This window comes from Maricaulis maris, from assembly GCF_003634045.1.
GTDB classification, from domain to species: Bacteria; Pseudomonadota; Alphaproteobacteria; order Caulobacterales; family Maricaulaceae; genus Maricaulis; species Maricaulis maris.
In genome coordinates this window covers 243,626-265,176 of sequence record NZ_RBIM01000002.1, presented here as the reverse complement: position 1 = coordinate 265,176, position 21,551 = coordinate 243,626, and the positions used below count along the sequence as shown (strand labels likewise).

Sequence of the window (21,551 nt, the reverse complement as noted above, 5' to 3'; positions counted from 1 at the left end):
GGCCAAACGGTGTGAACATTGCCCGACCGACCGTCCGCAACACTCTTGGCAGTGAGTTTGTGCTTTTCGGCGCCTTGGCGGCATGATGGCGGGGCTTTGGCGTGTCGGTGACGCATGTCTGGCGTGGCCAGCCGGCGGTCGGTCTGGTTTTTCGAGCCAATCGGATTGCACAGCCTTTCAGGAGACGAGCATGGCTTTCAAGGCAGACGCCGCCAAAATCAAACGCTGGCGCGAGGAGCGTCATTGGTCACAGGAACACCTCGCCGAGCTGGCCGGGATCGGGCTGCGCACCGTCCAGCGTATCGAGAATGGCGAGCCGGCCTCCCGCGACTCGCTGATGGCGCTGGCAGCGGCGTTCAATGTCGAGGCGCTGGCGTTGTGTGTCGACCCGGAAGCGGAGGCCGTCGAGCGGATTCGGCAACATAAAGCCAAGGGGCGGGCGGCGCTGCAGCTGTCCTTCTGGATACATCTGGCCAGCTATGTGCTCGGCATGGTGATTTTCGCGGGGATCAGTCTCGGCATGGGCGGTTTCACAATGAAGTGGCCGATGATCTGGTGGACGGTGGGAATCGTCGGGCACGCCTTCCCGGTTGTCCTGTTGGACATCGTGACCCGATACCAGGAACAGCACTGAATTGCTGGTGATTGGATAATCGCGCCGAATTTTCACCTGTTTCGCGACGAGCTATGCTAACAGATTGCATGGCTCGTCTTTCGATCATGGACCGGATCGGCATCACGCTTGCCGGGGGCGCTCTCATTGCCGTCGGTGTGGTGATCCGTGCCGGTCTGCTCGACATTGCCGACCGCATGCCGCTCCATCGCGAAATCGGGACCGCTTTCCTGGCACTGGGTGTGCTGACCTTGCTGGCTAATGTAAGTGTGCGGGTGAAGTCCCTGGTGATCATTCTCATCACCGGCGGTTGGGCCGCCGCCGCGATTTGGGCGGCGGTGACGATGGGCGAACTCTTCATCCTGCAACGTGGCCTGATCGGTCTGACTGGCGTGCTGGCGGCGATCTTCGCGATCAGCTCGATCCCGAAACTGGTGACCGGCGAGGATGCGGCGGACTGACTCCGCCGCCTGACAGCCTCAAGCGGAGAAGCAAAGCTTGTTGTTGTCGAGGTCCCGAACATAGGCTGAAAACATCGGTCCGCGCTCGCCGGGTTCACCCTCGCAGCGGCCACCCAGCTCAAGGACCTTGCTGTGGAGACGTTTCACGGCGTCGACGGATCCGAGCGCGAAACCGACCATGGTCCCATTGCCATGGGTTGCGGGTTGTTCATCGAACGGGGTGGCGACTGCAAAGGCAAAGCTGTCGCTCTGCCAGTAGGTCATCCTGTCATTCGACTTCACCTGATTGATGCCGAACTCCTTGAAAAACGAGTCATAAAACCGGGTCGCGGCGTCCTTGTCGTTCGTGCCGACGACGAAATAATTCATTTGCATGTCTTGCGCTCCTGTCTGCCAAGGCACCGTCCTGGTGTCTGACCCGAGGTGTATCGCCAAATAGGACATTTTATGTCTTATTTGTTGGATGGCGCGTTCGAATTCGAAAGACAGGCTGCGGCGGATCGACATGCTGGCCGTTCAGCTGAAGCAGGACGGCCTGTGCACGGTCGGGGATCTCGCTCGGCAGCACGGTGTCAGCGAGCGCACGATTGCCCGCGACTTGTTGCTCATGCGCGAGCAGGGGCTGCCCATCGACGCGGACCGCGGGCGCGGTGGCGGCGTGCGGCTTGACCGCAATTGGGGTATCGGCCGGTTGAACCTGTCCTATGCCGAAGCTGTCGACCTGCTCATCAGCATCGAGGTGTCCGAACAGATGCGCTCGCCGATGTTTCTGGCCAGTTTGGGATCGGTGCGGCGACAGCTTGTGGCGTCCTTCTCTCCGGACAAACGCCACAAGGTGACCCGGATGAAGTCCCGAATCCTGATTGGCGATACGGCCTCTACCTATGTCCAGTCGGGTGTTGCTGCACCGCCGAAAAGCGTTGTGCAGGCCCTGCATCAGGCTTTCCTGGATCAGGAAATTCTGGCGATCAAATACCGGCGCGAAGACGGCAAGGCGTCCGTCCGGCAGATCGAGCCTCACTATCTCCTGCTGAAATACCCGGTCTGGTATGTGGTCGCCTTCGATCATCTCCGGGACGCGTCGCGTGTGTTCCGATGCGACCGGATCCTGTCGGCCAGACGGACTGGCACGCCATTCAGCCTGCTGCCGAAGGACGCGTTCGCGTCCTCGCTGGATGGCAATGATCTGCTGGTTTGACCTGTGGGCGCTCCGTCTACTCGTCCGGGTCGACCATGATCCGTACCGGCATGCCGCCGCGTTGCAAATCATCCTCGATCAATAGCGGCACCGCTGCGTCGTCATTCAGACGCGAGCGGTAGACCTGCAGGTTTTCCATCACGCGCTGCACGTAATTGCGGGTCTCCGAGAAGGGGATGCTCTCAACCCAGTCGACCGGGTCGACATCGGGGTCGCGCGGATCGCCATAATCCCGGATCCAGCGATTGGCCCGGTGCGCGCCGGCATTATAGGCGGCCAAGGCGATCACATAGGAGCCGTCATAATCATCCACAACCTCGGCCAGATGGTGCATGGCGAGGGTGAGATTATAGTCGAGATCATCGGTCAACCAGTTGAAGCGATAGGTTTCGCCCAGGTCGCGGGCTGTTGCCCGGGCTGTACCCGGCATCAGCTGCATCATGCCGCGGGCACCGGCACCGGAGATGGCGTGCTGCCCGAACTCGGTTTCCTGCCGGATGATGGACAGGGTGAGGGCGTCTTCCGGGCGTTGGGCGCGGGCATTGGTTTGCGGCGGCAAGGTGATGGTCGGATAGGCGCTCTGCGGCAGAATGATGCCGCGCAGGCGGGCGGCCTTGGCGGCGCGCACCGATTGACGCAGATAGAGATAATTGCTGGCCAGGCGCGACAGCAACACGGCTTCTTGCGGATCGGTCAGCTGGTCGTCCAGGCGATAGCTGAACAGGCGGAAATAATATTCCTCATTCTGTTCGGCGAGCAGGCGCATGGCGCGCACCAGGGGCCGCGCTTCGAAACGCACAATGGTTTCAGGCGTCGGTTCCGGATCGCGCTCCAGGCTGAGTTGGCCGCTGGTATCGGTCAGCTGCGTCAGTGCGATCTGGCCGTAATAGGCCGTCGAATGCTGACCGGCTTCAGCATAGAGAACGGCGGCTTCGTCAGAGCGGCCAAGCGTGTCGAGCGCGCGTGCCATCCAGTAGGAACCGCGCGACTGGCTGACCGGGGTGGAGACATTGTCGCGCAGCCGGGTGAAATGGGCGAGGGCATCGTCGGCCCGGTCGAGATGGACCAGGGCGAGCCAGCCGGCAAGGAATTCGGCGTCGGCGAAATCGGCGCCGGAATTCATGCCATGGGCGCGCGCCAGCTGGTAGGCCGTGTCGAACTCCTGGTCGCGGATCAGCGTCAGGATCATCAGCTTGCGCTCGGTCCACATCAGTTCGAGCGCAGTGACATCAGTGTGGCTGTCGGGCAGTTGCAGCAGCAGCGGCAGGGTTGAATCCCGCATCCCCGAACGGCGGCGCCAACGTGCCCGTTCAAAGACCAGTCCGGGGTCGTTGGACAGGCTGGCCGGAATACGGTTGACGGCGCGATCAACACCGCTTTGTCGACCGGCAAGGCGCAGGCGGGCATCGGCCAGATCGCGATTACTGCCGGACAGGAGCGGAAGGACGCGGCGCGCCAAGGTGCGTTGGTTGGACCAGATCAGATAGTCGATCCGGGCCATGTGGTCCTCTTCGGTGAACAGGTCGCTATGACGTTGATAGGTGTCGCTTTGCACCGTGCTGGCCAGATAGCTTGACCGCCAGGTCTCGCGCAGCAGGTTCTCGCCTTCACTGACACGTCCGACCCCGATCAGCGCTTCGGCATAGCTGATACTGCCGCGCCCGGTGGTCGGTGGCGTGTCTTCAAACCAGGACACGATGAAGGGGGCTGTCAGGCCGGATGTGGAAATCTTCGACTCGGCCTCGGAGCGGATGAAACTGTCGCGCGGCCAATTGTCGAGTTCGCTCAGGGCGAGGTCGAGTTCGAGAAAACTGGAGCGGGCATCGCCCAGGGCGATCCGCCACAACAGGATGTCGCGCGCAGCCGTGTCGGTCAGTTCCAGGCGCAGCTCGCGCACACGCTGCCAGTCCTCATCGTCGGCAGCATCAAGACCTTCGCGGAAACGGGTAAAGTCCGCATCCGAGAGATATTGCGAAAAATTCAGCGGTTCCGGACGGATACGAGGCGTCGGAATCTGCGCATCGGCGGGAACCGAAACGGCAATCAACACAAGCGCGGCAAGGCAACGTGCGATCATGGCAAACGGGACACTCTCTGATCGACTGGGACGCATATCATCACAGCAAATCCTGTCGCCTGTCCAGCCTTGACAAGAACACTTGGCCGTGTGCGACGCGGTCGATATGGTCGCGCGCTGATTTGGCCGTATCCGGGAATGAAACATGTTCAAAGGGTCCATTACTGCGCTTGTCACCCCATTCAAGAATGGGGCCGTTGACGAGGCTGCTGTCGCGGCGCTGGCCGAGCGCCAGATTGCTGCCGGTACGCATGGCCTAGTCCCCTGCGGCACAACCGGGGAAAGCGCCACGCTGACCTTTGAAGAACACATGCGCGTCGTCGAGATCGTGGTCGAGACCGCCGCTGGCCGGGTGCCGGTCATTGCGGGAACGGGGTCCAACAACACTGCCGTCGCGATCGAGAACCAGCGCCGTGCCAAGGAGATCGGCGCCGATGCCGGCCTGGTGGTCGCGCCCTATTACAACAAGCCGAATGCCGAAGGCCTCTACCAGCACTTTAAGGCTATCCACGACGCCGTCGATCTGCCGATCGTGCTGTATAATGTGCCCGGTCGCACCGTGGTCGATATCCTGGCCGAGACTGTGGCCCGGATCGCGCAGCTGGAGCGGGTGGTCGGCATCAAGGACGCGACGGGCGACATGGCGCGCGTATCGGCCCATCGGCGCCTTGCCGGCGCGGATTTCGTGCAGTTGTCCGGCGATGACCCGTCGGCGCTCGGCTTCAACGCGACCGGCGGTGTCGGTGCGATCTCGGTGACCTCGAATGTGGCGCCGGACTTGTGTGCGCAGTTCCAGGACGCCACATTGGCCGGAGACTGGGAGGCAGCGCGGACGCTCAATGACCGCCTGATGCCACTGCATCACGCGCTGTTCACCTCCTCCAGCCCCGGGCCGACGAAATATGCCATGTCGGTGCTGGGTGTCATGAATACTGAGCTGCGCCTGCCAATGACCGAGCCGAATGAGGCCTCGAACGCGGCGGTGAGGGCAGCGCTCGTCCATGCCGGCCTGCTTGACCAGGCCTGATTGAAAGCGCCATGAGCAAACCGAAATCCGAGACCGGACCTGTCGCCGTTAACCGGCGCGCCCGTTTTGACTATGAGATTGAAGAGACCTTCGAAGCCGGCCTGATGCTGATGGGGTCGGAGGTCAAATCCCTGCGCGAGGGCCGCGCCAATATCGCCGAGAGCTATGTCAGCCCGGAGCGGGAGGGGTTGTGGCTGATCAATGCCGACATCCCGCCCTACGGGCCGGCCAACCGTTTCAACCACGAGCCCAAACGGCACCGCAAACTCCTGTTGAAGGCCAAGGAAATTGCCAAGCTTACCGGTGCAGCGACGCAGCAGGGCCGAACGATTGTCGCCTTGCGTCTCTATTTCAACGGGCGCGGCCTGGCCAAGCTCCAGATCGGGTTGGCGACGGGGAAAAAGAACGTCGACAAGCGCCAGACGATCAAGGATCGCGAGTGGAACAAGCAGAAGTCGCGGCTGATGAAGAATTACGGCTAGCCGCACATCGCCGTTCAGACCAAGTCAGTGACCTCGACCGCGAAGCGTTCGCGATAAGCCTGCGGTGTCACGCCGATCAGGCGGGCGAAGGAGCGCCGCATGCGCTCGTCATTACCAAAGCCGGTCTGGTTGGCGACGGTCTTGATCGAGACATTGGGGTTTTCCAGCATCGCACGGGCCGCATCGACCCGGAATTGCTCGACGGCGCGGGCCGGCGTCATGCCGGTATCTTCGGTGTAGAGACGCGCGAAATTGCGCGGGCTCATGCCGGAGCGTTCGGCGAGGGCTTCGACCTTGAGATCGGCGGTCAGATTGTCCTTCATCCAGAAATGCAGGGCGTCGAACCGGCCGGTCGCCGAGCGTTTTTGCTGTTTCAGCGCCTCGGAGAATTGTGACTGGCCGCCGGGGCGTTTGACATAGACCAGGAGTGAGCGTGCCAGTTCCAGCGCCAGCTCGCGACCGTGATCGCGTTCGACCATCGCCAGGGCGAGGTCGATGCCGGCGGTGACACCGGCCGAGGTCCAGACCCGCCCGTCTTCAATGAAGATGGGATCGGGATCGACGTCGCAATCGGGATAGTTGTCCGCCAACTGCCCGCAATGGCGCCAATGGGTGACGGCGCGCTTGCCATCGAGCAGGCCGGCCGCACCCAGCAGGAAGGCGCCGGTACAGGTTGATGAGACGCGTCCGGCCTTTTCTGCCGCGCGCTGGATCGCTTGCACCAGGCGGGTATCGCGACAGGCGGTATGCACACCGCCGCCGCCCGCGATCATCAGCGTGTCGGACTCGTCCAGTCCGACACCCGCCAGGCGACGTGTGTTGAGCAGCACACCGGCATCGGTCTCGATCGGGCCACCATAATAGGATGCAATCGGCGTCGAATAAGCGGCCCGGCCAAGCAATTGGTTGGCGTCCTCGAACACCTGCAACGGACCAGTCACATCCAGCAGTTTCACACCCGGATAGGTGAGAAATGCGATGCAGCTTTCGATTTGTTGCGGTTTGGCAGAAAAGGGGAGCATGTGGTCATTTATGCCATTGTCCCGCCAGCTTATCCAGCAGAAACAGTTGGAAACAGGACGAAAGGTTAACGCGATGACGCTAGCGTTGGAAGATGTCATCAATGCGACATGTCCGTGGTCGGGCCAACCGGTCGCAGCGGATGCGCTCACGATTTATCGTGGCGCCGTGGTCGGGTTCTGCAATCCCGGCTGTCGTGACAAGTTCGAAGCGGCGATCTCGATGTTTGACAATTGCCGCGCAGCGGGACCCGGACATTCTGCCACTCCAGGTCAAGGCCAGGACCTGCCCATCGCCGATAAGGCTTGATACAGGCGCCTGGGCGTTAACGATAAACAAGCGGCAGAAAATCAGGGTCTGGTGTCGAGCCAGGCCCGTATATCGGCAAAGACAGCGTCGAACATGGCCTCGGTCAAACGCCCGGTATTCGTGTTGTAGCGGGAGCAATGATAGCTGTCGAAAAGACGGACCGGACCGTTGGGGCCGTCGAGGTCGGCCGTCGCCGCATGGCCGAACACGGCGGTCTTGAGCGGCAGGCCGAGCGCGCGCAGCGTGTTGTCATGCGAGATCTTGCCGAGGCAGAGGATGGCGTCCAGTTTCGGCATAGCCGCGATCCGGCTGGTCAGATAGGGGCGGCAGGCATTGGCTTCGGCGCCGACCGGCTTGTTCTCCGGCGGCACGCACCGCACGGCATTGGTGATCATGGCGTCGACCAGCTCCACACCGTCATCGGCATGGCTGGCATAGGTGCCGCGCGAAAAGCCGAACCGGTCGAGCGTGGCGTAGAGCAAATCGCCGGCCCAGTCGCCGGTGAAGGGGCGTCCGGTACGGTTGGCGCCGCGCAGGCCTGGCGCCAGCCCGATGATCAACAGGCGGGCCTGATCCGAACCGAACGACTCAACCGGTGCATTATGCCAGTCGGGATGCTCGGCGGCGATGGCGTCGCGAAAGGCGACCAGCCGCGGGCACAGCGGACAGTCCAGTGGTGCTTCGGGTGGGACGGGCGCGCTCACGAGCTGGCCGGGGCCCGTCCGATCATCGCCCGCAGATCGTCCAATTCGATGAAGGCATCGGCCTCGCGGCGCAGATCATCGGAAATCATCGACGGGCTGGTTTTCAGCGACGACACGACCGAGACGCGGACACCCTTGGCCCGGGCGGCTGCCAGCGCGTAGCGGAAATCGCCATCGCCGGAAAACAGGATGATGTGGTCGAGATAGGTGGCGGCCTGCAGCATGTCGACGGCCAGCTCGATATCCATGTCGCCCTTGATGCGACGGCGACCATGCTCGTCGGTGTATTCCTTGGCCGGCTTCGTGATCACCGAGAAGCCGTTATAGTCGAGCCAGTCGACCAGCGGTCGCAGCGGATTATAGTCCTCCTGCTCAAGGAGGGCGGTGTAGTAATTGGCTCGGATCAGCTTGCCACGCTTGCGGAATTCATCGAGAAGGCGTTTGAAATCAATGTCAAAATCGAGTCCCTTGGTGGTCGAAAACAGGTTGGCACCGTCAATGAACAGGCCAATGCGCTCGTCGGGGTAAAATGCCATGGGAATATCCTTGGACGGGAAGGGTGAATAAGGCGATGCAATCTGCCCCGATCTATATCGCGCTCGGCGCCAACCTTCCACTGGGCGTATGTAGCCCGCGCGAAACGCTGGCCCGTGCCCGCCAGGCCTTGACCGAGGCCGGGCTGGTGGTGGTCTCGGCATCATCGGACTGGCACAGCCCGGCTTGGCCGGACCCGAGCGACCCGCCTTACGTCAACGCAGTCGTGGAAGTTGAAACGGACCGCCGGGCGCGCGACATCCTCGACACGCTGCACGCGATCGAGGCCGAGTTCGGTCGGGCCCGTGGTGAACGCAATGCACCGCGGCCGCTGGATCTCGACCTGATCGACTGGTGCGGTGCCGAGATCAATGACGCGGACGGGCTGGTGGTACCGCACCCGCGCGCGACCGGACGAGCGTTTGTCCTCCTGCCGCTGGCCGAGATCGCGCCGCACTGGTCCGACCCGGCCAGCAAGCGCAGCATCCGCGATCTGATCGCCGCATTGCCGCAGGCGGATCGCACCGCAACATACAAGCTGCAAGAGGCCGGAAAACTCTCACCCGACAGCCTTGCTTTTGCAGGGCGAGGGGATTAGGTAACGCGGTTCCAAAACCTCTAGCGCTGGTTCAAGGAGTTCGCGCGCATGGCTCGCGTTACCGTCGAAGACTGCATTGACAAAATTCCCAATCGTTTCCGTCTGGTCCTGATGGCGGCACATCGTGCCCGCAACATCTCGGCCGGTTCCGAGCTGACGATTGATCGCGACAATGACAAGAATCCGGTCGTTGCCCTGCGCGAGATCGCCGACGAAACACTCGACATGGATGCGCTGAAGGACAGCCTCATCAACGGTCTGCAGCGCGTGCTGCCGAGCGAAGACGAGGAAGATGCTGCCCGCGAAGAGCGTGGCCAGCCGCTCGAAGCCTTGCCGGCACCGCCCGTGCCGCTGGACGAGGCCGAGATGCTCAAGGCGCTGCAAAACGACCGGGATGGCGCGCCTGACGGCCGCCTCTAAAGCGTCTTGACCCCCGGCGCGACGTCACCCGATCTGGAATCGTCGCCGCCCGCCATACCCAGCGCGGACGAGCTGATAGCGCGTATCCGCCGGTATTTTCCCAAAGTCGATGCCGACTTCGTTCGGCGTGCCTATGACTTTGCCGAGGAAGCGCACCGGCCGCAACGCCGCCAGTCGGGCGAACCCTATTTTGCCCATGTTGCCCAGGTCGCGGTGATCCTGGCCGAGCTGCGCATGGATGTTGCGACGGTCTGCACCGGCCTGCTCCACGATACGGTCGAGGATACGCCGGCGACGCTGGAAGATCTGACCGACGCCTTCTCCGAGGAGGTTGCGGGCCTGGTCGACGGCGTTACCAAGCTGGGCCAGATGGAACTGCGTTCCAAGCGCACCAAACAGGCGGAAAATCTGCAGAAACTGGTCGTCGCCATCTCGGCCGATGTCCGCGTCCTGATCGTCAAATTGTGCGACCGCCTGCACAATATGCGCACGCTGGATGCCATTGCCCGTCAGGACAAACGCGAGCGGATCGCGCTGGAGACGCTGGAGATCTACGCGCCGCTGGCTCGCCGGATCGGCATCAACAGGGTCTGTGTCGAGCTGGAAGATCTGGCCTTTGAACATCTCAATCCGGCGGCCCATGAATCGATCAATACCCGCCTGAAACGTTTGCGCGATGCCCATGCGGAGGAAGTCTCCGCGGTGTCGGCGGCGATGACCGACAGTCTCGCCCAGGCCGGCATTGACGGGCGCATTTTCGGGCGCGAGAAGCGGCCCTATTCGATCTGGCGCAAGCTGGAGCGCAAAGGGCTGACCTTCGAGGAAATCGCCGATATTTACGCCTTCCGGCTGATCGTCAACACGCCGGATGATTGCTATCGGGCCTTGGGCGTCATCCATCAGGCGTGGCGCTGTGTGCCGGAGCGTTTCCGCGACTTCATTTCCCTGCCCAAGCCGAACAACTACCGCTCCCTGCACACCACGGTGATGGGGCCGAAGAATGTCCGGGTCGAGCTGCAGATACGCACCGAGGAGATGGAAGCGATCGCCGAAAGCGGCGTCGCGGCACATTGGCGCTACAAGAATTCGACCTATACCTATGACGCAGATGCTGCCCAGGCAGCCGGTGGCGATCCGCTGGAACGCTTGCGTCCCTTCGTGGAAATCCTCAACCAGGGCGGCGATCCGGAAGAGTTTCTCGAGCATGCCAAGCTCGAAATGTTCGCCGACCAGGTCTATTGCTTCACGCCCAAGGGCGACCTGATTTCGCTGCCGGTCGGCGCCACGCCACTCGACTTTGCCTATGCCGTCCATACCGAACTCGGTCACACCACGGTGGCAGCGAAGGTCAATGGCCGCGAACGACCGCTGCGGACCCGGCTTCGCAATGGTGATGTTGTGTCGATCGTGAAGGGCGGCGTTCGTCAACCGCCGGCCGGTTGGGAAAATCTCGCCGCCACCGGCCGGGCCCGCGCCGCCATCCGCCGCCTGATCCGCGAGAGCGAGCGTGAGGAGTTCCAGCGGATCGGCAAGATCATGGCCGAACACGCCTTCCGCCGTGAAGGCCGGACCCTGATCGAGGCCGACCTCAAGGACGCGTTGGCGCGGCTCGAGGTCAAGGATGTCCATGAAATGTACGAGACGCTCGGGCGCGGCCGGATCTCGTCGGGCAATCTTCTGAACGCCGCTTTCCCGGGCCGGCTCGATGAACGCCCGGACACGGTGGGGCGTGACCTCATCCAGGACTCCCAGGCCCGGCTTTATGTGCGTGGTCGCGGTCTGACCCAGGGCGTGACCCTGCACTTTGCCGAATGCTGTTCGCCGCTGCCCGGGGACCGGATCGTCGGTCTTTTGCGCAAGGACAAGGGTATCGAGATCCACACCATCGATTGCGAACGCCTTGCCCAGTTCGAGGAAAGCGCGATGGATGACTGGCTCGATCTGGCCTGGACCGCCGAGGCCGAGGACAATGCGGTGTCCATGGCGCGTATCAAGGCGGTCATGCACAACGAACCGGGCGCCTTGGCCGAGATTGCCAAGACGGTGTCGGAGAACCGCGGCAATATCGCCAGCGTGACCACCCGCAACCGCTCGTCGGACTTCTTCGATATGGAATTTGACGTCGAAGTGTTCGATACCCGCCATCTGGCAAATATCCTGGCCGCGATCCGCATGTGCGAGACGGTTGTCTCGGCCGAGCGGGCGCGCGCCGAGGTCGAGGAGATAAATGACTGATGACACGCGACGAAGTCCTGGCCGAATTCCGCGCCGCCGGTGCCCTGCTCGAGGGCCATTTCATCCTGTCTTCCGGATTGCGCAGCGCGGTTTTCCTGCAAAAGGCCCGCGTCTTCTCCGAGCCGGACCGCACTGAACGCCTCTGCAAGGCGCTGGCGGCCAAGGTGCGCGAGCAATTGGGCGATGCCCCGACCGTGATTGTTTCACCGGCCACGGGCGGCATCGTGCCGGGTTATGAAATGGCACGGCAACTGGGTCTCAAAGGCCTCTATGTCGAACGCGAGAATGGCGAATTCACCCTGCGCCGCGGTTTCGAGCTGAGCAAGGACGACAAGGTATTGGTGGTCGAGGACATCGTCTCGACCGGCCTGTCCTCGCGCGAATGCATTGAAGCCATCAACAAGACCGGTGCTACGGTGATCGCCGAGGCCTGCCTCGTGGACCGCTCCGGCGGCGAGGCCGATGTCGGCGTGCCCTTGATCGCGCTGACTGAATACAAGGTTCCCGCTTACCCCGCCGACCAGCTTCCGCCGGAACTGGAAGCCATTCCCGCCATCAAGCCGGGCAGCCGCGGTCTCGCCTGAGGCGGGCAGGACAAAACAGGAGCAGCCGGTGAGCATTCGTCTCGGCGTCAATATCGACCATGTGGCCACGATCCGGAATGCCCGCGGCGGCGAGCATCCTGATCCGGTGCGCGCGGCCCGTCAGGCCTCTGAGGCCGGCGCCGACGGCATCACCGCGCATTTGCGCGAAGACCGCCGCCACATCACCGATACCGATATCGACCGGCTGATGGCCGAGATCGATCTGCCGCTCAATCTGGAAATGGCGGCCACGCCGGAGATGCTCGACATCGCCCTGCGTCACAGGCCGCACGCGGTCTGCCTGGTGCCCGAAAAGCGCGAGGAGCGCACCACCGAGGGCGGTCTCGATGTGGCGGCTGGCCACAACACGATTGCGCCCTATGTCCGTCAGCTCGGCGAGGCCGGCTGCCGCGTCTCGCTCTTCATCGAGCCGGATCCGGTCCAGATCGCGGTCGCCGAAGCGATGGGGGCGGCCGTTGTGGAACTCCATACCGGTGCTTATTGCGAGGCTTTCCTTGCTGGCGACACCGCCAAGGTGGACCATCATCTCAAGCGCCTGCAATCGGCCGCCACCGTGGCCCATGAGCGCGGTCTGGAAGTCCATGCCGGTCACGGCCTGACCTATGACACCGTCAAGCCGATTGCCGCCATCCCGGAAGTGATCGAGCTCAATATCGGCCATTTCCTGATCGGTGAGGCAATCTTCCGGGGTCTGCGCGAAGCGGTCGGGACCATGCGCGGGCTGATTGAAGAGGCGCGGGCCTCATGATCATCGGCCTCGGCTCAGACCTGATGGATATCCGTCGTATCGAGAAATCGATCGAGCGTTTCGGTGACCGCTTCATCCAGCGCGTCTTCACCCAGATCGAGCAAGCCAAATCCGACAAGCGCCGCATGCGCGCGGCCAGCTATGCCAAGCGCTTCGCGGCCAAGGAGGCCGGTGCCAAGGCGCTTGGGACCGGGATTGCGCGCGGCGTGTCGTGGAAAGAGATCGGCGTGGTCAATCTGCCCGGCGGCAAGCCGACACTGGAATTCAAGGGTCGGGCGCTGGAACGGGCGCGGGCCCTGACCCCGCCCGGTCATGAACCGATCGCCCATATCACCATCACCGACGACCATCCCTGGGCCCAAGCCTTCGTGGTGCTGGAAGCGCGGCCGGTCGGCCATCATTTCGACGGTCTCGCCCATGGTTGATCCGATTGCTGATCTGGAAGCCCGTATCGGCTATGTCTTCAGCGACAAGTCATTGATCGAGCGCGCCCTGACCCATGGCAGCTACGCCGAGGGCCGCAAGACCATTCCGACCTATGAGCGGCTGGAATTCCTCGGCGACCGCGTCCTCGGCCTGATGACGGCGGAAGCGCTGTTCAAGTCCTTCGACAAGGCCGATGAGGGCGCCCTGGCGCCGCGGCTCAATTCCATGGTCCGCAAGGAAACCTGTGCCGATGTCGCGCGCGAGGTCGATCTGGGCGCCGCGCTGCGGATCGGGCGGTCCGAGGAAAAGGGTGGCGGTCGCAACAAGACCTCGATCCTTGGCGATGCCTGCGAAGCGCTTATGGCGGCGATCTATCTGGATGGCGGGCGTCCGGCGGTGCAGGCCTTTTACGATCATCATTGGGGCGCGCGCATTGAGGCGCTCAAGGCCAAGCCCAGTGACGGCAAGTCGGCGCTGCAGGAATGGGCGGCCCGGGCCGGTCATGGCGTGCCGCGCTACCAGCTCACCGAACGTTCGGGTCCCGATCACCGACCCGTTTTCACCGTGCAGGTCACGGTCACCCCCCTAGCGCCCGCTGTGGGCGAGGGCGGTTCCAAGCAGGCCGCCGAACGGGCCGCCGCCGAGGAATTGCTGAAACGCGAAGGACAGCATGTCTGATACTCCCAAACGCTGCGGTTTTGCCGCGGTCATCGGCTCGCCCAATGCCGGCAAGTCCACCCTCGTCAACGCGCTGGTCGGCGAGAAGGTCACCATCGTCACCCACAAGGTGCAGACGACCCGTTTCGCCGTGCGCGGCGTGGCCCTGGCCGGTGAAACCCAGATCGTCCTTGTCGACACGCCCGGCGTGTTCGCGCCGAAAACCCGGCTCGACAAGTCCATGGTGGCGGCGGCCTGGTCCGGCGCCGGTGAGGCCGACACCATCATGCATGTCGTCGATGCCGGTGCCCGCGCCCGCATGATCCATGGTGGCGCCAAGAGCGGTGACAGCCGCATGGTCGAGGATGATGACCGGGTCACGGAAGGCCTGAAGAAGACCGAACAGAAGGCCATCCTTGTCCTCAACAAGGTCGATCTCATGCCGCGCGACCAGCTTTTGGCCATGTCGCAAGAGTTATATGAAACAGGGGTTTATTCGGAGGTCTTCATGATTTCCGCCAAGACCGGCTCGGGCGTGCCGCAATTGCGCGAATTTATCGCGCAGCAAATGCCGGAAGGCGTCTGGCACTACCCCGCCGACCAGGTCGCCGACCTGCCGGCCCGCATCCTCGCCGCCGAGATCACCCGCGAAAAAGTCTATCTGCGCCTGCACGAAGAGCTGCCCTACGCCTCCATGGTCGAGACCGAGGTCTGGAAGAAGCTGCGCGACGGCTCCCTGCGGATCGAGCAATCCATCATCGTCGAGCGCGAAACCCAAAAACCCATCGTGCTGGGCAAGGGCGGCAGCGCCGTCAAATCAATCGGTGAAGCCTCCCGCAAGGAGCTGGAAGAGGTGCTGGGCTGCAAGGTCCACCTGTTCCTCAATGTGAAGGTCGATGCCAAATGGATGGCACGGCGCTCGCACTACAAGGATGTGGGTCTGGATTTCGATGTCTGAACAGCAGCGCTGATCCCCCTCATCCGCGCTGCGCGCACCTTCTCCCCGGGGAGAAGGAATACTGTCCCTCTCCCATGGGAGAGGGTGGCCCGCAGGGCCGGGTGAGGGGGAAATCACGGTGTCTCCGCGACAAGACTCACCTACAACCACCCCATGGAATGGCGCGATCAGGGCATAGTGCTGGCGGTGCGGCCGCATGGCGAGACGTCGGCGATTGTCGAGGTATTGACGGCCGGGCAGGGGCGTCATGCCGGGCTGGTGCGGGGCGGGCGGTCGCGGTCGATGCGGCCGATTCTGCAGCCGGGCAACCAGATCACGGTCAATTGGCGTGCCCGCCTGTCGGAACATTTGGGCATGTTCCAGATCGAGGCCGATGATTTGACCGCCGGCATGGTGATGGAGGATCGCACCGCGCTGGCCGGCCTCAATTCCGCTTGCGCCGTTGCCGTGATGTGCCTGCCGGAGCGCGAAGCCCATCCGCGTGTCCACCAGGGTTTCCAGCTGCTGCTGAACGCTTTCGACAATCCCGATATCTGGCCGGCGCTCTATGTGCGTTGGGAGGCGGGGCTCTTGTCTGACCTCGGCTATGGCCTCGACATGTCGGCCTGTGCCGTGACCGGCGTTACCGAGGATCTGACCCATATCTCGCCGCGCACCGGCCGCGCCGTCTGCCGTGAGGAAGCTGCCCCCTATGCCCCCAAACTCCTCGAACTCCCGCCCTTCATGGCCGGGTCCGGCAAGATCGGCGAGGGCGATATTGCGCGCGGTTTGGCGCTAACCGGCTATTTCCTCGAACGCCGGGTGCTGTGGCCGATCGACAAGCAATTGCCGGAGGCGCGGGGACGGCTGACGGCGGAATTGGAGCGGGTGGGGCGGCTTTAGGGGCGGGGCTTCCCGGGCAATGGAGGATGGTCTTCAATCTGTCCGTTACGGGGTGAAACAGCCGCCTATGGAAACGGGTATCGAGATCGCTTATGTTGAGGGCTGCAAAGGGAAGATGATGCAAGTCCGGGTTAAAGACTATCCGCAGTTGGAACAACTCTGCTGGAACCGTCCCGCTGACGCGGTTTTGGACGGGGCGGATGCGCTTGCGATCTACGAACGGAATTGGCGCTTTGTGGTGCCCGAAGCACTGACTGTCGACGAACGCCGGATGCTGGATACCCTCGTTGCCCGCTATGGCAACGGCGCGATGAATGTATAAGCGCGCTCACCACAACGCGATCGCCAAGCTTCTTGCCGCATTCAATTCGGACCTGCTGCAGGATGCCGAATGTTATTTTGGCGGTGGAACGGCAATTGTTCTGTTGCTGGACGAATATCGCGAAAGCGTCGATGTCGATTTTCGGTGCGCTTCGGCGCAAGGGTATCGGCGGTTGCGTGAACTCACCTTCAAGGGGCAAACTCCCCGCTCCTGAACCCGGGCGCGCGCATTGACATGCTTCGCGAGCTACGCGCCGATCAATACGGGATCAGAACTGTGCTTGATGTGGATGGCATCAAAATCAAGTTCGAAATTATCCGCGAGGGCCGCGTGGACCTGTCAGGCGCGATGACCGGGCAACTCGATGTCCCGGTATTGGCTCGCGAGGATCTGTATTGCGAGAAATTGCTGGCTAATGCGGACCGGTATGCCGACCGCGCCGTGAGAAGCCGGGACATTATCGACCTCGGATTGATGATGTCCCGTTGGGGGGCGATTCCCGAGTCCGCGTGGACGAAAGGGCGCGCGGCCTATGGCTCGGCGATCGATGCCGCCTACGATGCGGCTGTGGCCGGTATACGAAACCCTGAATGGCTCCGCATGTGCATGCAAGACATGGCCATGGACCTTAGCCTCACTGATGAAATCATGGACACATTCGGTGGACCTGTCGTGCAAGCCTGAACGGCGCTTGGTAACCGATTGTTTTCCTGAACGCGGCGCCCAGGCCTAATCGACAAGCAATTGCCGCGGGCGGGGCGGCTCTAGGCGCAAGAAACGTAAAATGCGCGGTGATCACAAGGATCGGGTCGGGAGGCGCCGGGGCGGGTGGTCAACTCCGTTTGTTCGCAAACAGGAGATTGAGCATGCGACTGAAACAGAAAACCGCCATCATTACCGGGGCCAGCAGCGGCATTGGTGCCGCGGCCGCGGAACTCTTTGCCAGCGAGGGCGCGCGTCTTGTGCTGGGCGCGCGCCGGGCGGTTGAACTCGATGCCGTTGCCGGGCGGATCCGCGAGGCCGGCGGCGAGGCGGAATGCGTTGTCGGCGACGTCGTCGACCCGGAATTCCACGCCGCGATGGTCAATCGTGCCAGCGACCGGTTTGGCGGATTGGACATTGCCTTCAACAATGCCGGGACGCTGGGAGAAATGGGGCCGGCCCATGAGGTCAGCGCAGCCGGCTGGCGCGAGACGCTTGCCGTCAATCTGGACAGTGCGCACCTGGCGGCCTGTGCCCAGGTGCCGGCGATGCTGGCTCGCGGCGGCGGTTCCATCACCTTTACCGGTTCCTTCGTCGGTCACACCATCGGCATACCCGGCATGGGGGCCTATGCGGCCAGCAAGGCGGGCCTGATCGGCCTGGTGCAGACTTTGGCCGTGGAGCTCGGGCAGGCCGGGGTGCGGGTCAATGCGCTCTTGCCCGGCGGTACGAAAACCGCGATGGCGGGCGATGATCCGGACTATCACGCGCAGATCGCGAGTTTCCACGCCCTGAAACGGATGGCCGAGCCGATCGAGATCGCCCGGGCGGCGCTGTTCCTCGCCAGCGAGGAGTCAAGCTTTGTGACCGGCACCGCTTTCCTCGCGGACGGCGGAAACTCGATTCTGAAGGCCTGAGCCAGGGGCGGGAGACAGGCGTGCGTGCCCCAGTCTCCCGTCACCACCGGAAGTGTTCGCACCCGGGCCGGCGCGCTTACCTGCCCAAACGGTCAAGCTGTTCGGCGAGTTGCCGCGCTTCGGCGGGCGCCAGCCCCTCCAGCGCTGCATCCAGGGCGGGCCGATAGATCTCCCACATGGCTTTGCGGGTTCGCCGTCCGGCCGGCGTCAGCTCGATGCGCAGGCTGCGCCCGTCCTCGGGACAGCTGAGTTTTTTGACCAGGCCGGCCGTCGCCATCCGGGTGAGAAGGCGGGAGAGATTGTGCTGCCGGATCAGGAGGCGGGCTTCCAGCTCGATCGGACGCAGGCAACAAGCCTCGGCCTTTTCCAGCTCCCACAACACATCATACCAGGCGAGCGGCGGATGGCCGGCGCGTTTCAGCTGCGCCTCGACCGCGCCGGAAATGCGTGTCCAGGCGCGGTTGAGCGCGACCCAGGCGCCAATTTTGGCAATTGAAGATGAAATTTTCTGTTCCATGCACTTGCATATAGTTTCGTACATCCCATTTTCCATGCATCTGCATGAAAGGGAAGTCCGATGTCCACCGCAAAGCCGCAACTCCGGCTGATCAGCCACAAACTCTGCCCCTATGCCCAACGGGTGGCCATCACGCTTTTCGAGAAGCGGATACCCTTTGAACGGGTCGATATCGACCTTGCCAACAAGCCTGACTGGTTTTTGGGCATTTCACCGCTGGGCAAGGTCCCGGTCCTGCTGGTCGACGGGGTGCCGGTCTTTGAATCGGCCGTGATCCTCGAATATCTGGAAGACAGGTTCGAACCGCGACTGCATCCAGGCGACACGCTGGACCGGGCCCGCCACCGCGCCTGGATCGAATTCGGCTCCGCCCAGCTTGCGCTCATTGCCGGCCTTTACAACGCGCCGGACCGACAGGGTTTTCAGGACAAGGCGGATGCGCTGTCGCTGAATTTCGCGCGACTGGCCGGTGTGCTGGGCGAAGGTCCGTATTTTGCCGGGCCGGACTTTTCCCTCGTTGATGCCGTCTATGCGCCAATCTTCCGTTATTTCGACATATTCGACGCGATCGGTGATTTCGGTGTTTTCACCGGTCTTGGCCCGGTGACGCGCTGGCGTCAGGCGCTGGCGGACCGCTCCTCTGTGCGCGATGCCGTAGCGGGCGATTACCCGGTTCGTTTGCGGGAATTTCTCGTCCGACGTGAGAGTTATGTATCGACTTTGCTGGGCGCGCAGCTAGAGACGGTCTGATACCGGTTCCCCACAGCAAAGCCTGCGACTGGGTCCTGCCACGCAAGCCCGGTTCGCTATACTGATCGTCTCCGAATCACGAGGCGGTGGACGATGGGCGATCATTTTGATCCCGACGGCGGGCATATCATTGAAGAGAAATTCGACGAGGCCTTGTCCCGGCGATATCTCGCCTATGCGCTCTCGACGATCACCCAGCGGGCGCTGCCCGATGCCCGCGATGGCCTGAAACCGGTCCACCGGCGTCTTCTCTACGCCATGCGTGAGCTGAAGCTGAACCCGGACCAGGCGTTCAAGAAGTCGGCCCGTGTGGTCGGTGACGTGATCGGTAAATACCACCCGCATGGCGACCAGTCGGTCTATGAGGCGCTGGTCCGTCTGGCCCAGGATTTTGCCTCGCGCTATCCGCTGGTCGAAGGGCAGGGCAATTTCGGCAATATCGACGGCGATGGCGCGGCCGCCATGCGTTACACCGAAGCCCGTCTGACCAAGGCGGCGGAACTGCTGCTGCAGGATATCGACCAGGGCACGGTTGATTTCGAGGAGACCTATGACGGCTCCGAGCGTGAACCGCTGGTCCTGCCCGGCGCTTTCCCCAACCTCCTGGCCAATGGCTCGACCGGTATTGCTGTCGGCATGGCGACCTCGGTTCCGCCGCACAATGTCGCCGAGATCTGCGCCGCCGCGATGACGCTGATCGACAATCCGGAGACCGAAACCGAAGCGCTGCTGAAACATATCAAGGGGCCGGACCTGCCGACCGGCGGCACGATTGTCGAACCGCCCGAAGCGATCCGTTCCGCCTATGAGACCGGGCGCGGCGGCTTCCGGGTACGGGCCAAGTGGGAGAAGGAAGATATCGGCCGCGGCATGTGGCGGATCGTTGTCACCGAGATCCCGTATCTGGTGCAAAAATCCAAGCTGGTCGAACGCATCGCCCAGTTGATGGACGCCAAGAAACTGCCGCTGCTCGATGATGTGCTCGATGAGAGTACCGAGGATATCCGCCTCGTGCTCGAGCCGAAATCCAAACTGGTCGATCCGGACATGCTCATGGAGAGCCTGTTCAAGCTGACCGATCTGGAAACCCGCGTCTCGCTGAACCTCAATGTGCTCGACCCGAACGGCGTGCCACGGGTGATGAGTCTGCGCGAAGTGCTGCAAATCTGGCTCGAGCATCGCCGCGAGGTCGCGGTCCGCCGGGCCACGACGCGTCTGGCCAAGGTCGAGGATCGGTTGGAAGTGCTGGCCGGCTATCTCATCGTCTATGCCGATCTGGACGAGGTGATCCGCATCATCCGTTTCGAGGATGAGCCCAAGGCCAAGCTGATGGCCCATTTCGAGCTGACCGAGCGTCAGGCCGAAGCCATTCTCAACATGCGCCTGCGCGCCTTGCGCAAGTTGGAAGAGCTGGAAATCCGCAAGGAGGACGAGAACCTTCGCGGCGAGCGCAAGACGCTGAAAGAATTGATCGGGTCGACGGCGCTGCAATGGGACAAGGTCCGCGGCGAGGTGAAAAGCCTGGGCGAGATCTATGCCGAGACCACACCGCTGGGCAAACGTCGCACCGTGTTCGGTGACGCGCCGGACATTTCCGGCGAGGCGCCCATCGAGGCGTTCGTGGTGCGCGAACCCATCACCGCCGTCCTCTCCGAGCGCGGCTGGGTGCGGGCGCTGAAGGGCCATATCAACGATGTCACCGAGCTGAAATTCAAGGAGGGCGACAAGTCCGCCTTCGCGGTCAAATGCGAGACGACCGACCGATTGTTGATGTTCGCCACCGATGGCAAATTCTACACGCTGGAAGCGTCCAAACTGCCCGGCGGTCGCGGCCATGGCGAGCCGGTGCGTCTGCATGTCGACCTGCCCGACGACGCCGCGCCGATCGGCCTGTTCAAATATGACCCCGAACGCACGCTGCTGGTCGCGTCGGATGGCAATTCCGGCTTCCGTATCCAGGAGAAGGATTGCCTGGCCCTGAAAAAAGGTGGCAAGCAGATCCTCAATCTGGCCGAAGGCGACGAGGCCTTTCTGTGTATTCCGGCCACTGGCGACCGCGTCGCCCTGATCGGCGAGAACAAGAAGCTGTTGGTGTTCGAACTGGAGGAAATCCCGGTCATGAGCCGCGGCAAGGGGGTGCGCCTTCTGGGCGGCAAGGGGGCCAAGCTGGCCGACGCCACCGTGTTCAATGCCGAAGATGGGCTGACCTGGCTCGACGGTGCCGGTCGCCGCTTCAATCTGGATGACTGGTTGTTATGGACCGCCAAACGGGCCCAGGCTGGCAAGATGGCGCCGCGCGGTTTCCCGCGCTCGCTCCGTTTTTCGCCCCGCGGTTCGGAATTCCTCGCTTCACAGGCGAAAGCGGAATAGGTAGTGATTTGAAAGCGCA

27 protein-coding genes are annotated in these 21,551 nt (G+C 62.7%); 21 read left to right on the top strand and 6 right to left on the bottom strand.

The annotated features are described in order from the left end of the window. Positions 1–190 precede the first annotated feature (190 nt). Positions 191–634, top strand: coding sequence for a helix-turn-helix domain-containing protein (locus C7435_RS04420; RefSeq protein WP_121210194.1), 444 nt, complete (start codon positions 191–193; stop codon positions 632–634). Between the two features lie 68 nt (positions 635–702). Beyond that, positions 703–1,074: a hypothetical protein gene (locus C7435_RS04415; RefSeq protein ID WP_121210193.1), complete on the top strand. Its 372-nt coding sequence runs from the start codon at positions 703–705 to the stop codon at positions 1,072–1,074. Between the two features lie 18 nt (positions 1,075–1,092). Here C7435_RS04415 and C7435_RS04410 read toward each other — a convergent pair whose 3' ends face one another. Then, the gene (locus C7435_RS04410) at positions 1,093–1,449 is read right to left on the bottom strand and encodes a VOC family protein (protein WP_121210192.1); all 357 of its coding nucleotides are present in this window, start codon (positions 1,447–1,449) and stop codon (positions 1,093–1,095) included. 130 nt (positions 1,450–1,579) lie between these two features. Between C7435_RS04410 and C7435_RS04405 the strand changes: the two genes are divergently transcribed. Beyond that, positions 1,580–2,272, top strand: coding sequence for a helix-turn-helix transcriptional regulator (locus C7435_RS04405; RefSeq protein WP_233350680.1), 693 nt, complete (start codon positions 1,580–1,582; stop codon positions 2,270–2,272). Between the two features lie 16 nt (positions 2,273–2,288). Here C7435_RS04405 and C7435_RS04400 read toward each other — a convergent pair whose 3' ends face one another. Beyond that, positions 2,289–4,349, bottom strand: a complete 2,061-nt coding sequence (locus tag C7435_RS04400; protein ID WP_121210191.1) for a lytic transglycosylase domain-containing protein — start codon at positions 4,347–4,349, stop codon at positions 2,289–2,291. A gap of 145 nt (positions 4,350–4,494) precedes the next feature. On the opposite strand from C7435_RS04400, the gene dapA reads away from it, so the two are divergent. Continuing rightward, the gene (gene dapA, locus C7435_RS04395; RefSeq protein ID WP_075190643.1) at positions 4,495–5,376 is read left to right on the top strand and encodes a 4-hydroxy-tetrahydrodipicolinate synthase; all 882 of its coding nucleotides are present in this window, start codon (positions 4,495–4,497) and stop codon (positions 5,374–5,376) included. An 11-nt stretch (positions 5,377–5,387) separates the two neighbouring features. Next, entirely contained in the window at positions 5,388–5,858 is a 471-nt protein-coding gene (gene smpB / locus C7435_RS04390) for an SsrA-binding protein SmpB (protein WP_075190642.1), read from the top strand. Positions 5,859–5,872: 14 nt separating this feature from the next. On the opposite strand, the gene C7435_RS04385 is transcribed toward smpB, so the two are convergent. Next, on the bottom strand, positions 5,873–6,880 hold the full coding sequence (locus C7435_RS04385; protein WP_075190641.1) for a GlxA family transcriptional regulator: 1,008 nt from the start codon (positions 6,878–6,880) through the stop codon (positions 5,873–5,875). A gap of 73 nt (positions 6,881–6,953) precedes the next feature. Between C7435_RS04385 and C7435_RS17235 the strand changes: the two genes are divergently transcribed. Next, the gene (locus C7435_RS17235) at positions 6,954–7,187 is read left to right on the top strand and encodes a glutathione S-transferase (protein ID WP_407658335.1); all 234 of its coding nucleotides are present in this window, start codon (positions 6,954–6,956) and stop codon (positions 7,185–7,187) included. Positions 7,188–7,228: 41 nt separating this feature from the next. Here the strand turns inward: C7435_RS17235 and C7435_RS04375 are convergent, their stop codons facing one another. Continuing rightward, a complete protein-coding gene (locus C7435_RS04375; RefSeq protein ID WP_121210190.1) occupies positions 7,229–7,891 on the bottom strand; it encodes a uracil-DNA glycosylase in 663 nt (220 codons plus the stop codon). Next, positions 7,888–8,427, bottom strand: a complete 540-nt coding sequence (locus C7435_RS04370) for a LabA-like NYN domain-containing protein (RefSeq protein WP_121210189.1) — start codon at positions 8,425–8,427, stop codon at positions 7,888–7,890. The genes C7435_RS04375 and C7435_RS04370 overlap by 4 nt, the downstream gene beginning before the upstream one ends. A 35-nt stretch (positions 8,428–8,462) precedes the next feature. Between C7435_RS04370 and folK the strand changes: the two genes are divergently transcribed. The 13 genes from folK to C7435_RS04305 all read left to right on the top strand — a co-directional run bounded on the left by folK (position 8,463) and on the right by C7435_RS04305 (position 17,895). Further along, a complete protein-coding gene (gene folK, locus C7435_RS04365; RefSeq protein WP_121210188.1) occupies positions 8,463–9,023 on the top strand; it encodes a 2-amino-4-hydroxy-6-hydroxymethyldihydropteridine diphosphokinase in 561 nt (186 codons plus the stop codon). Positions 9,024–9,071: 48 nt separating this feature from the next. Further along, complete coding sequence (gene rpoZ, locus C7435_RS17385) at positions 9,072–9,443, top strand: DNA-directed RNA polymerase subunit omega (protein ID WP_075190637.1); 372 nt, start codon at positions 9,072–9,074, stop codon at positions 9,441–9,443. Between the two features lie 6 nt (positions 9,444–9,449). Next, positions 9,450–11,678, top strand: coding sequence for a RelA/SpoT family protein (locus tag C7435_RS04355; RefSeq protein WP_075190636.1), 2,229 nt, complete (start codon positions 9,450–9,452; stop codon positions 11,676–11,678). Then, positions 11,678–12,262 (top strand): orotate phosphoribosyltransferase, encoded by a 585-nt coding sequence (pyrE, locus tag C7435_RS04350; protein ID WP_121210187.1) that lies wholly within the window; start codon positions 11,678–11,680, stop codon positions 12,260–12,262. The genes C7435_RS04355 and pyrE overlap by 1 nt, the downstream gene beginning before the upstream one ends. A gap of 28 nt (positions 12,263–12,290) precedes the next feature. Further along, positions 12,291–13,031 carry a pyridoxine 5'-phosphate synthase gene (locus tag C7435_RS04345; RefSeq protein ID WP_075190634.1) on the top strand — a complete coding sequence of 247 codons (741 nt, stop codon included), beginning with the start codon at positions 12,291–12,293 and terminating at the stop codon, positions 13,029–13,031. Continuing rightward, positions 13,028–13,456 (top strand): holo-ACP synthase, encoded by a 429-nt coding sequence (acpS, locus tag C7435_RS04340; RefSeq protein WP_121210186.1) that lies wholly within the window; start codon positions 13,028–13,030, stop codon positions 13,454–13,456. Before C7435_RS04345 ends, acpS begins: the two co-directional genes overlap by 4 nt. Continuing rightward, complete coding sequence (rnc, locus tag C7435_RS04335; protein ID WP_121210185.1) at positions 13,449–14,135, top strand: ribonuclease III; 687 nt, start codon at positions 13,449–13,451, stop codon at positions 14,133–14,135. Before acpS ends, rnc begins: the two co-directional genes overlap by 8 nt. Continuing rightward, a complete protein-coding gene (gene era / locus C7435_RS04330) occupies positions 14,128–15,072 on the top strand; it encodes a GTPase Era (RefSeq protein WP_075190631.1) in 945 nt (314 codons plus the stop codon). Before rnc ends, era begins: the two co-directional genes overlap by 8 nt. A 153-nt stretch (positions 15,073–15,225) precedes the next feature. Then, the gene (gene recO, locus C7435_RS04325) at positions 15,226–15,954 is read left to right on the top strand and encodes a DNA repair protein RecO (RefSeq protein ID WP_121210184.1); all 729 of its coding nucleotides are present in this window, start codon (positions 15,226–15,228) and stop codon (positions 15,952–15,954) included. Positions 15,955–15,973: 19 nt separating this feature from the next. Continuing rightward, a complete protein-coding gene (locus C7435_RS04320) occupies positions 15,974–16,276 on the top strand; it encodes a hypothetical protein (protein ID WP_233350678.1) in 303 nt (100 codons plus the stop codon). Next, on the top strand, positions 16,269–16,490 hold the full coding sequence (locus tag C7435_RS17315; RefSeq protein ID WP_121210183.1) for a nucleotidyl transferase AbiEii/AbiGii toxin family protein: 222 nt from the start codon (positions 16,269–16,271) through the stop codon (positions 16,488–16,490). Before C7435_RS04320 ends, C7435_RS17315 begins: the two co-directional genes overlap by 8 nt. Before the next feature lie 20 nt (positions 16,491–16,510). Continuing rightward, positions 16,511–16,960: a nucleotidyl transferase AbiEii/AbiGii toxin family protein gene (locus tag C7435_RS04310; RefSeq protein WP_121210182.1), complete on the top strand. Its 450-nt coding sequence runs from the start codon at positions 16,511–16,513 to the stop codon at positions 16,958–16,960. Positions 16,961–17,142: 182 nt separating this feature from the next. Continuing rightward, a complete protein-coding gene (locus tag C7435_RS04305; RefSeq protein ID WP_075190628.1) occupies positions 17,143–17,895 on the top strand; it encodes an SDR family oxidoreductase in 753 nt (250 codons plus the stop codon). A 76-nt stretch (positions 17,896–17,971) separates the two neighbouring features. Here the strand turns inward: C7435_RS04305 and C7435_RS04300 are convergent, their stop codons facing one another. Then, entirely contained in the window at positions 17,972–18,412 is a 441-nt protein-coding gene (locus tag C7435_RS04300; RefSeq protein WP_170150334.1) for a MarR family winged helix-turn-helix transcriptional regulator, read from the bottom strand. Between the two features lie 60 nt (positions 18,413–18,472). On the opposite strand from C7435_RS04300, the gene C7435_RS04295 reads away from it, so the two are divergent. Both C7435_RS04295 and parC read left to right on the top strand, forming a co-directional pair. Then, a complete protein-coding gene (locus C7435_RS04295; protein WP_121210180.1) occupies positions 18,473–19,162 on the top strand; it encodes a glutathione S-transferase family protein in 690 nt (229 codons plus the stop codon). Between the two features lie 93 nt (positions 19,163–19,255). Next, positions 19,256–21,532: a DNA topoisomerase IV subunit A gene (gene parC / locus C7435_RS04290; RefSeq protein ID WP_121210179.1), complete on the top strand. Its 2,277-nt coding sequence runs from the start codon at positions 19,256–19,258 to the stop codon at positions 21,530–21,532. The last annotated feature ends 19 nt before the right edge of the window (positions 21,533–21,551 follow it).

Bases quoted from the DNA above. Each gene is read 5' to 3' on its own strand.
- C7435_RS04420 (WP_121210194.1), top strand. From the start codon at position 191: ATGGCTTTCAAGGCAGACGCCGCCAAAATCAAACGCTGGCGCGAGGAG.
- C7435_RS04415 (WP_121210193.1), top strand. From the start codon at position 703: ATGGCTCGTCTTTCGATCATGGACCGGATCGGCATCACGCTTGCCGGG.
- C7435_RS04410 (WP_121210192.1), bottom strand. From the start codon at position 1,449: ATGCAAATGAATTATTTCGTCGTCGGCACGAACGACAAGGACGCCGCG.
- C7435_RS04405 (WP_233350680.1), top strand. From the start codon at position 1,580: ATGCTGGCCGTTCAGCTGAAGCAGGACGGCCTGTGCACGGTCGGGGAT.
- C7435_RS04400 (WP_121210191.1), bottom strand. From the start codon at position 4,349: ATGATCGCACGTTGCCTTGCCGCGCTTGTGTTGATTGCCGTTTCGGTT.
- dapA (WP_075190643.1), top strand. From the start codon at position 4,495: ATGTTCAAAGGGTCCATTACTGCGCTTGTCACCCCATTCAAGAATGGG.
- smpB (WP_075190642.1), top strand. From the start codon at position 5,388: ATGAGCAAACCGAAATCCGAGACCGGACCTGTCGCCGTTAACCGGCGC.
- C7435_RS04385 (WP_075190641.1), bottom strand. From the start codon at position 6,880: ATGCTCCCCTTTTCTGCCAAACCGCAACAAATCGAAAGCTGCATCGCA.
- C7435_RS17235 (WP_407658335.1), top strand. From the start codon at position 6,954: ATGACGCTAGCGTTGGAAGATGTCATCAATGCGACATGTCCGTGGTCG.
- C7435_RS04370 (WP_121210189.1), bottom strand. From the start codon at position 8,427: ATGGCATTTTACCCCGACGAGCGCATTGGCCTGTTCATTGACGGTGCC.
- folK (WP_121210188.1), top strand. From the start codon at position 8,463: ATGCAATCTGCCCCGATCTATATCGCGCTCGGCGCCAACCTTCCACTG.
- rpoZ (WP_075190637.1), top strand. From the start codon at position 9,072: ATGGCTCGCGTTACCGTCGAAGACTGCATTGACAAAATTCCCAATCGT.
- pyrE (WP_121210187.1), top strand. From the start codon at position 11,678: ATGACACGCGACGAAGTCCTGGCCGAATTCCGCGCCGCCGGTGCCCTG.
- acpS (WP_121210186.1), top strand. From the start codon at position 13,028: ATGATCATCGGCCTCGGCTCAGACCTGATGGATATCCGTCGTATCGAG.
- rnc (WP_121210185.1), top strand. From the start codon at position 13,449: ATGGTTGATCCGATTGCTGATCTGGAAGCCCGTATCGGCTATGTCTTC.
- era (WP_075190631.1), top strand. From the start codon at position 14,128: ATGTCTGATACTCCCAAACGCTGCGGTTTTGCCGCGGTCATCGGCTCG.
- recO (WP_121210184.1), top strand. From the start codon at position 15,226: ATGGAATGGCGCGATCAGGGCATAGTGCTGGCGGTGCGGCCGCATGGC.
- C7435_RS04320 (WP_233350678.1), top strand. From the start codon at position 15,974: ATGGAGGATGGTCTTCAATCTGTCCGTTACGGGGTGAAACAGCCGCCT.
- C7435_RS17315 (WP_121210183.1), top strand. From the start codon at position 16,269: ATGTATAAGCGCGCTCACCACAACGCGATCGCCAAGCTTCTTGCCGCA.
- C7435_RS04310 (WP_121210182.1), top strand. From the start codon at position 16,511: ATGCTTCGCGAGCTACGCGCCGATCAATACGGGATCAGAACTGTGCTT.
- C7435_RS04305 (WP_075190628.1), top strand. From the start codon at position 17,143: ATGCGACTGAAACAGAAAACCGCCATCATTACCGGGGCCAGCAGCGGC.
- C7435_RS04300 (WP_170150334.1), bottom strand. From the start codon at position 18,412: ATGGAACAGAAAATTTCATCTTCAATTGCCAAAATTGGCGCCTGGGTC.
- C7435_RS04295 (WP_121210180.1), top strand. From the start codon at position 18,473: ATGTCCACCGCAAAGCCGCAACTCCGGCTGATCAGCCACAAACTCTGC.
- parC (WP_121210179.1), top strand. From the start codon at position 19,256: ATGGGCGATCATTTTGATCCCGACGGCGGGCATATCATTGAAGAGAAA.